We start from the raw sequence: 1,443 nt of genomic DNA on the forward strand, positions 1-1,443 counted from the left end.
CTATATCGAGTTCATCTGTAGGGGTTGATGAAGTGGATATTAGAACACAAACAGGCTCACAAGATGCTTTAGCTATTATTGATGCTGCCATAGCTGAAATTGATAGCCAACGTGCTGATTTAGGTGCGGCTCAAAATCGTTTCGGTCACACTATTAGTAATCTTGCCAATATTCAGGAAAACGTATCTGCATCTCGTAGCCGTATACAAGATACCGACTTTGCAACAGAAACAGCACATATGACTAAAAACCAAATCTTGCAACAAGCGGGTACATCAATCTTGTCGCAAGCAAACCAAATACCACAAGCGGCTATCAGCTTGCTAGGTGGTTAATTAAATTTATATTTTTATATACGAAAAGCGCACAGGTTGCGCTTTTTTGTTGCGGAACATTAAAATAGCTGGGCGGTAATTTGCTCGGTGCTCTGTTATCGCAAATTTCTTATTTTTCGTTGAAGTGCACAGCGCCTCTTAACCTCTTTGTAACTAATTCACCTAAAACCTTTTTACACAAAGAGAAAAAATGAGATATAAATGGGAGGGGGATGCGACGTAAGAGGAAAAAGTAGAATTTTTTAAAATAAAAAAAATAAGTAAAATCAGTTTGTTAATCTGGAAAGCTCAAATAAAATCCATTTTTTTAAAAAAAAGTCTAAAGATAAATCTATATCTGCCGTTAACTTAATCAGTACGGAGCTTGAACATACAATTTGTGAAAGTTCTTGGTTAAATCAAAACAGATATATTACGAAAGTAATCAGGAGTTTTATCATGGCTTTAACAGTAAATACAAATGTATCTTCATTAAACGCTCAGCGTAACCTTTCTCGTTCAGGGCAAGGTCTAGCAACCTCTATGGAGCGCTTAGCGTCAGGTATGCGTATCAATAGCGCAAAAGATGATGCTGCTGGCCTACAAATTTCAAACCGTTTAACTTCACAAGTAAATGGTTTAGCAGTAGCCCAACGTAACGCTAACGATGGTATCTCAATGGCACAAACTGCTGAAGGGGCAATGAATGAGTCAACTAACATACTACAACGTATGCGAGAACTAGCGTTGCAATCAGCAAATGGTTCTAATTCTTATGAAGATCGTAATGCGCTCCAAAAAGAAGTAAGTGCGCTCCAAACAGAGTTAACACGAATTGCTGATACTACATCGTTTGGTGGTCAGCAATTATTAAATGGCGACTTTGGTACTAAAGCTTTTCAGGTAGGCGCTAATGCTAACGAGATTATCAATGTTTCACTATCAAGTGTGGCTGCGGAAGATATAGGTACTAAGCAATTTAATCTTACGTCTGCAACGGGCTTTGGGCAAGCTACAGCTGCAGGAGCTGATCCAGCGAATAATGGTCTTACTGGTGGTGATATTACCATTAAAGGTCAAAACGGTGCAGACGAAGTAATAAATATTGTTGCTAATTCTACTGCAAAAT

Annotated in this window: 1 protein-coding gene and 1 pseudogene; both read left to right on the forward strand. The window is 38.3% G+C overall.

Annotated features, from left to right (window positions below; all coding sequences use genetic code 11):
* On the forward strand, positions 1-335 hold a 335-nt coding region (locus ABMY41_RS21735), incomplete at its 5' end, for a flagellin (RefSeq protein ID WP_349276260.1).
* Positions 336-773: 438 nt separating this feature from the next.
* Positions 774-1,443, forward strand: a pseudogene (locus ABMY41_RS21740) (flagellin); the annotation flags it as partial.

The organism is Pseudoalteromonas sp. BZA4 (genome assembly GCF_040104395.1).
Classification (GTDB): domain Bacteria; phylum Pseudomonadota; class Gammaproteobacteria; order Enterobacterales; family Alteromonadaceae; genus Pseudoalteromonas.